The 6,302-nt window shown below is 71.6% G+C and carries 3 protein-coding genes and 1 pseudogene; all 4 read right to left on the reverse strand.

The features are described from left to right. Positions 1–1,751 (reverse strand): ATP-binding cassette domain-containing protein (locus QZ772_RS05645; protein WP_295523905.1); only part of this gene is annotated, 1,751 nt, incomplete at its 3' end. A 104-nt stretch (positions 1,752–1,855) separates the two neighbouring features. Further along, entirely contained in the window at positions 1,856–4,984 is a 3,129-nt protein-coding gene (locus QZ772_RS05650) for a Mur ligase (protein ID WP_295523907.1), read from the reverse strand. A 24-nt stretch (positions 4,985–5,008) separates the two neighbouring features. Continuing rightward, the gene (gene pal, locus QZ772_RS05655) at positions 5,009–5,521 is read right to left on the reverse strand and encodes a peptidoglycan-associated lipoprotein Pal (RefSeq protein WP_295523909.1); all 513 of its coding nucleotides are present in this window, start codon (positions 5,519–5,521) and stop codon (positions 5,009–5,011) included. A gap of 77 nt (positions 5,522–5,598) precedes the next feature. Beyond that, a pseudogene (locus QZ772_RS05660) lies at positions 5,599–6,302 on the reverse strand (hypothetical protein); the annotation flags it as partial.

Here is a 6,302-nt window from a genome sequence, read left to right on the forward strand (position 1 = left end):
CTGCCGAAGAGCCGCGGCACCATCACCGCGGGCGCGCCCTGCTCCACGCCGCCGTCGCCGGTGACGTGGTAGACGTTGTTGGCGGCGGCCACCATGCGCAGCGAATGCGTGACGACGATCACCGTGCGCGTGCGGGCGATGGCCACCAGCGTGTTGATGAGCTGACGCTCGCTGTGGAAGTCGAGGTCGTTGCTGGGCTCGTCCAGCACCAGCACCGAGGGCTTGCGCAGGAAGGCCAGCGCCAGGCCCAGCTTGCGGCGCTCGCCCACCGACAGGCCGGTGCCGCCCTCGCCGATGCGGGTGCGGTAGCCGGCAGGCAGGCGCGAGACGAAATCGTGCGCGCCGGCCAGCTTGCAGGCGGCCACGATCTGCTCGTCGCTGTGGCCCGGCGCGCAGCGGCGCAGCGTCTCGATGATCTCGCCGGCGAACCAGTAGACCTCCTGCGAGAGATAGCTGATCCACTTGGCGCGGTCGTCGCGGCCGAACTGGGCCAGGTCGTACTCGCCCAGGCTCACGGTGCCGGCGCTGGGCGCATACAGGCCGCAGATGAGCCGCACCAGCGTGGACTTGCCGGCGCCGTTGCGACCCACCACGGCATGCAGGCCCGCGGGGCCGATGGCGAGGTCGAGCTTCTCGAACACCGGGCGGCCCTGCGCATGGAAGCGGAAGTCCACATCGCGCAGCTGCACCAGTCCGGGCGGCTGCGGAAGGTTCAGGCCGCTGGGCTCGCGCTCCACCGGCTCGGAGAGCACCTTTTCGAGCCGGCTGGCGGCTTCGCCGGCCGTGGCCAGCGCGCGCCAGTTGGAGACCAGCCCGGCCACCGGCTGCAGCGCCCGCATGGCCAGCATGTTGGCCGCCACCAGGCCGCCGACGGTCATCCACTGCTCCATCACCGACAGCGCGCCCACGGTGATGACCACCGTCGAGAAGATGGTCAGCAGCACCGTGGTGCCATCGCGGGCGGTCTCGATCTCGCCGTTCTTGCGGAAGCTCTCGCCCAGCCAGTTGTCGTAGGTCTGGCGCCAGCCTTCGATGGTGGGGCCGTCGTTGGCCTGCGTCTTGAGCGTCTCGCGCGCGGCGCAGATCTCGGCCGTCATGCGCTCCAGGTTGCGGCTGCGCTCAGTTTCCTCGACACGGCCGGCGCGCACCTCGTCGGCCCACCACCAGGCCAGGAAGGACATCACGCCCAGAAAGACCACCACCACCGGCAGCACCGGAAGCGCCACGATGCCGATGACCACCAGCGCGAACAGCGCCATGGGAAGGTCGAAGATCGATTGCGCCAGCCCGCTGCTGAGCGTCATGCGCACCGCGCCCACGTCGCGGAACAGCAGGAACCAGGCGGCGGCCGGGCGCTCCTCCAGCGCCCGCAGCGGACGGTTGAGCATGGACTGCAGCAGTGCGCCGGAGATGCCGTGGTCGATGGTGGCACCCGCATCGCGCAGCAGACGCGAGCGGCGGCTGCGCAGCACGAATTCGATGGCCAGGAAGAACAGGATGCCGCTGAACAGCGCCCACAGCGTGGAGGTGCCGCTGCGGTAGATGACCCGGTCGTACACCTGCAGCAGGAAGATCGACGGCAGCAACCCGAACAGGCTGATCGGCACCGACCACCAGGCCGCCTGCCGCACGGCGGGGTAGGCCGCGCCGAAGGCCCGGCCGAGCGCATCGGCATGCGGGCTGGCCGGCTCATCGCCTTCGGCCGTGACCGAGGGAGCGACCAGCTGGCTGGGAAGCAGGTACTTCAGCATGGGCGGCCGTCGATGTTGAGAACCATGAACAGATTGTTACTCACTGGGGCGGATGCGGGTCAGGTTGCAGGCAGAAAGCCGGGTAAACGCCGAGGGGGCCCCGGTCAGGCCATCGCCTTGACGGCCTTGGCGAGTCGGGCCAGCCCGATGCGCGCCCCGCCCTTGGCCAGCACCCAATCGCCCGGCGCCACGATGTCGCCGAACGCCGCGACCAATTCGGCCGCGTCGTTGAACCAGCGCACCGGCACCAGCGGCTTCAGGCGCTGCGCCAGCGGGCCCATGAGCGGCCCGCACAGCAGCACGCGGCCCGGCTGCGCGGCCAGCACCTCGGACTGCAGTGCCAGGTGGTGCCGCTGGGACTCGGCGCCCAGACCCTGCATCTCGCCGAGCACCGCCACCCGCTGGCGCGGGCCGCAGGGCGCCTGGGCCAGCAGGGCGAGCGCCGCCCGCATCGAGGTGGGATTGGCGTCGTGCGTCTCGTCCACGAAGTGGAAGCTGCCCCCGGCGATGGGCACCTCCAGCACGGGGCCGCGCCATTCGTGCCGCTCGAAGCCACCCAGCGCGACCAGGGCCGCGGCCAGCTGCGCCTGCCAGTCCAGGGCCAGCACGGTGGCCAGCACCGCGGTGGCGCCCAGGCCCACATGCGCGCCCACGGCCTGCAGCTTCATGCGCACGGGGCTGCCCGCCACCTCGGCGCGCAGCTCGCCATGCGCCAGCCCGGTGAGGCGCACCTGCGCATCGCGATGGCTGCCATGGTCGAACACGCGCAGGCCGCGCCGCGCCGCCAGCGAAGCCAGGCCGTCATAGCCCGGCATGTCGCGGCACAGCACCAGGCAGGCGTCCTCGGGCAGGGCCTCGACGAGCTGGGCCGCCTTGCGCTGCACGTCGGCTGCGGCGGGTTCGGCCGGATCGATGGCCAGCACCAGCACCTGCGGGCGTGCGACCTGCACCATGGCCGGCGCCGGGGCCTGGCCCAGCTCCACCACCCAGGTGGCGGCCTCCTGCGGCAGGCAGCTCAAGGCCCAGGCCACGCCCAGGGGCAGACGCTGGCGGGTCTCGGGCTCGCCCACCTCGCCCCAGGCACCCAATGTCTTGACCAGCATGGCCGCCGTGGTGTCGCGCGCGGCATCGCCGGCGACGGCGATCACGCGGCCCGGGTACTGCGCGCGCGCATGGGCGCCCAGGTCGAGCATGGCCTGCCGCACATCGTCCACGCGCAGCACCGGCAGCCCGCGGTGCAGGTGAGGACCTGGGTGCGCGCACAACACTGCCGCGGCCGGACGCAGGCCGTCCAGCTCCGGCGGCGCCGGCGGGCGGCCGGCCCGCTCGTCATGCAGGCACAAGAGGCGCTGCGGCTGCGCGAAGGGCCGCGTGGCCATGCCGACGGCATGCCAGCCCTCGGTCGGCGCCACCACCCAGTCGCCGCCCGCGATGCGCGCCAGTTCGGCGGCCGACCAGCGCATGCCGCGGGCGACCGGCTCCTGCGCGGTCCGTCCAGCGACCTCGCGCTCGGCCATCAGCCGGTGGTAGGCCACCATGCCCGACAGGTAATGCTCCACATCGTCGATGCGCACGCGGAAGGAGTGGTGGCGGATGAAGAAGGACCCGACGACGGCGGCCGGCCGTCGGAAGTACATCGCCATCTCGGGCCAGAAATAGCCGTTCTGCAGGTAGTTGGCGCGGTAGTGCAGTGCGCGCTCGAACTTCTCCAGGTCGATCTCGTCCAGCAGGTGTGCCAGCGCCGGGATGCCTTCGAGCCGGCGGATCATGGCCTGGGCGGCCAGCATCAGCTCCAGCAGCGTGGGAAAGGTGGTCTTGCGGTCGAGCACGAAGTCCAGGTAGCCGGCCACGTTCTGGATACCGAAGCGGAAGTACTTCTCCAGCGGCTTCCAGCGCGTCAGCTCGTTGACGCTGTAGCTGAGCCAGTGGTCGTGCGCCTGCCAGTGCTGCTGGCCGATGAAGTGCTCGAAGGCACGCTCCACCACCGCCAGCCAGCGCTCGTCGCGCGTCAGCGCATACAGGCGCAGCAGGCCGAAGGCCGCCTCGCCGTCGTAGTAGATGATGCGCGAGACCTCCTTCACCGACAGGTCCTGCGCATGCAGCACATGCACGAAGCGGCCGGTGGCGGCGTCCTGCATGGCGGCGATGCCGGTGGCCAGGCGCTCCATCAGCGGACGCCATTCGTCGGTGCCCAGCACCTCGCTGTACTTGACCAGCGCCAGCAGCGCGACCGCGTTGCCGCCCAGCTTGATCTCGTCGCCCACATCGACCAGGAAGGCGGCGGCGCGGCCGTCGGCCAGCGTGTAGTCGCGCACCAGCTGCTGCGTCAGGTGCTGCAGACCGCGGTCGATGGCCTGGCGCAGCGCCGGGTCGCGCGTCAGCTCCCAGGCCTCGGCCATGGCGTAGAGCGAGCTGGCGTGGCGCAGCGTGTTGTAGCTGGGGATCAGCCGGTCGAAGCAGGGGAAGTAGCCGTAGACGAAGCGGCCGTTGTCCTGCACCTGGCGGGCCAGGTGCGCGGAGCCGGTGCGCACCAGCTCCAGTGCCGCGGCGGCATCGAGCGGCGGCACCTGGCGACGACCGGTGTCCAGCCCGTGGCCAGCCAGGCGGTGCACCACGCCGTCCTCCTGGCAGAACACGCCGCCCAGGGCCAGCAGGTAGACCTTGTCCTGCGGCTCGAGCGCCGGGGCCGGCTGGCCGCGGTAGCGCTGTTGCAGGTACAGGCCCAGGTTGTGGCGGTTGATGACCGCGTGCGGGATCTCGGGGCCGCCATAGAGCAGCGCGTTGGCGTTGATCTCCTGCTCGGTCAGCGCCATCGCGAAGGCACCGTCGAAGGCCAGCCCCAGGCGGAAGTAGTTGCGCTTGACCTGGCACAGCTGCTGCTCGAACTCGCCCACCGGCAGTTCGCCCACGCCCTGCACCCAGTCCACGCGCAACCAGGGCGACTGCAACTGCTGCCGCAGCACAAAGGCACTCGCGCGCCGTGCACCCGCCTGCCACGCCTCCTCGAAGCTGGTGCCTGTCGCATGCATCACCTGGGCACGGCGCTGGCCGTCGGTGACCGAGAAGAAGAGCGTGAACGCCGGGTACGGCGCCGGGACGGCAGCGCACATCACCGCCACCTTCTCGCGGCAGGCGGCAAGCTGGGCGGCAAAGCCGCGCTCGCCGGGCTGCCCGGGCGAGCCGGCGAGCGGCAAGGCCGCCCCCCCGGCGCCCGGCCGGGCGGGGGCGCTCACATCCTGGTCCATCGCGCGGGCCGGTCAGCGGTAGACGAACTCGACGCGGCGGTTGAGCTGGTAGCCGGCCTCGGTCTTCTCCAGCGAGGCCGGCTTTTCCATGCCCCAGCTGATGGCTTCCATGCGCTCGCCCGGCACGCCACCCAGCTGCATGGCCTGGCGCACGGACTCGGCGCGGCGCTGGCCCAGCGCCACGTTGTACGAGCGGCCACCGCGCGCATCGGTGTGGCCTTCGAGCACCACGCGGGCCTGCGGACGCTCGCGCATGTAGCGGGCATGGGCCTCGACGATCGAACGGTACTCGGGCTTGACGTCGTACTTGTCGAAATCGAAGTACACGATGCGGGCCACACCGACCGGACCCGATGCGGCCAGTGGCGGAGGGGGTGCCTTCACCTGCGCCACCGCGCTGCGGCCCTTGGGATTGGCGTAGTAGTAGGTGGTGTCCTCGCTGCCGTCCTTGGGCGCGGTGCTGCACGCGGCCAGCAGCACGGAGGCAGACAGCAGAAGGCTGAGGCGTTGGAATGACTTCATCATGGAGGAACCTTTGGTCAACGACCGGCCCGCGCAGCGGGCCGGCCACTCGGCAATGAACGACGAGGGCGCCGGATTCATCAGCCCAGCAGGTTGTGGAGCAGGCCGCCGACCGGGCTGGCCGGACTGGTGGGGCCGCTGCCCGTGCCGCTGGACACCGGCTCGGTGACGCCACTCAGGCCGCCAAGCAGCCCGCCGACCAGGCCGCTGCCGGAGCCACTGCCCAGCAAGCCGTTGCTGCCGGCGACGGTGTCGACCACGCCGCTCACCACGCCGTGGTCGCCCGCCACCGTGTCGATCAGGCCGCCGACCACGCCGGTGCTGCCGGTGATGCCGTCCAGCAGGCCACCGGCCGTGCCCTCGCTGCCCGTCACGCTGCCCGTCACGCTGTCCAGCACACCCCCTAGCACGCCGTCGTCGCCCAGCACGGCATTGAGCAGGTCGCCGCCACCGCTGGCGCCATCCGTGGCGCCCAGCACGCCGCCGAGCAGTCCGTCCTGGCCGAGGACGCCGTCGAGCAGATCGCCACCCAGCAGCTCGCCGCCGGTGACGCTGCCGAGCAGGCCGTTGTCGCCGGCCACGGTGTCGAGCAGGCCGCCGACGACGCCGGTGTCGCTCACCACGCCCCCGAGCAGGTCGCCACCGAGCAGGTCACCGCCGGTCAGGGCACCCAACAGGCCATCGCCGCCGAGCACGCCGCCCAGCAGATCGCCACCCAGCGCCCCGTCGGTGAGGTTCGCCACGCCGTCGGTCACGTAGTCGACCTGTTGCGTCACGCCGCCGA

Origin of the sequence: uncultured Pseudacidovorax sp. (assembly GCF_913773995.1) — a bacterium.
Taxonomy (GTDB): Bacteria; Pseudomonadota; Gammaproteobacteria; order Burkholderiales; family Burkholderiaceae_C; genus Xenophilus.